We start from the raw sequence: 1,317 nt of genomic DNA, 5'->3' as shown, positions 1-1,317 counted from the left end.
GCCTGACCGGTGTCGCGCCGATGGACTTCCTGATGGAGTGGCTGCCCGCGCATCTGCCGTCGGCGCCCGAGACGACCATCGCCCATGGCGACTACCGGCTGGAGAACCTGGTGTTCCATGCCAGCGAGCCGCGCGTGATCGGGGTTCTCGACTGGGAACTCTCGACGCTGGGCGATCCGCTCGCCGACCTCGCCTACAATTGCATGGTCTACCGCATGTCGATCCCGATGCAGCCGGGCTTCGAGGGCCGCGTGCCCGAGGGGATCCCGTCCGAGGCCGACTATGTCGCGCAGTACCGCGCCCTCACCGGCCGGTCGGTCGGCGAGGACAGCTGGCGCTTCTACATGGCATTCTCGCTTTTCCGCCTCGCCGCCATCTCGGCCGGCATCTACATCAGGGGCCAGCGCGGCAGCGCCACCTCCTCCGATGCCCACGAATTTCTCGATCATGCGCGCACCATCGCCGAGGCGGGCATGCGCGCCGCCCGTGGAGACTGACTATGGATTTTTCGCATTCGCCCCGCGCGACGGAGCTTCTCGAGCGCCTTGCCGTCTTCATGGACCGTCATGTCTATCCCGCCGAAGACGAGCTGATGCAGGCCTCGCTGGCGCAGCCGGCCTGGACCCACGACGGGTCCTGGACGCCGATCGCCAAGCTCGATGAGCTCAAGAAGATCGCCCGGGCCGAGGGCCTGTGGAACCTGTTCCTGCCCGACGCCGAACACGGCGCGGGCCTGAGCAATCTCGACTATGCGCCCCTGTGCGAGATGACCGGCCGCAGCCCCTTCGCCCCCGAGATCTTCAACTGCTCGGCGCCCGACACCGGCAACATGGAACTGCTTGCCCGCTATGGATCAGAGGCTCAGAAGGACGCCTGGCTGACGCCGCTCCTGAACGGCGAGATCCGCTCGGCCTTCGCCATGACGGAGCCGGCGGTCGCCTCGTCCGACGCCACCAATGTGGAGGCCAGCATCCTGCGCGACGGCGACGACTATGTCGTCAACGGGCGGAAATGGTTCGCCTCGGGCATCGGCGACCCGCGCTGCAGGCTCATCATCTTCATGGGCAAGTCCTCCCCCGACTCCGCCGACCGCTACACCCAGCAGAGCATGATCCTGATCCCGCGCGACACGCCCGGCATCAGGGTGGTGCGGATGCTGCCGGTCTTCGGCTTCCTCGACGCGCCGCACGGCCATGGCGAGGTGGTGTTCGAGGACGTGCGGGTGCCGGCGTCGAACCTGCTGGTCGGCGAGGGCAAGGGCTTCGAGATCGCCCAGGGCCGGCTCGGGCCGGGCCGCATCCACCATTGCATGCGCCT

Annotated in this window: 2 protein-coding genes; both read left to right on the top strand. The window is 67.8% G+C overall.

Annotated features, from left to right (window positions below):
* A partial coding sequence (locus LL06_RS23525; protein WP_035532787.1) for a phosphotransferase occupies positions 1-497 on the top strand: 497 nt, incomplete at its 5' end.
* Between the two features lie 2 nt (positions 498-499).
* Positions 500-1,317: acyl-CoA dehydrogenase family protein (locus LL06_RS23520; RefSeq protein WP_035532785.1), on the top strand; the 818-nt coding region annotated here is incomplete at its 3' end.

This window comes from Hoeflea sp. BAL378, from assembly GCF_000759435.1.
Classification (GTDB): Bacteria; Pseudomonadota; Alphaproteobacteria; order Rhizobiales; family Rhizobiaceae; genus Hoeflea.
Note: the sequence above shows the minus strand (reverse complement) of the source record. Positions and strands in the feature narration are given on the sequence as shown.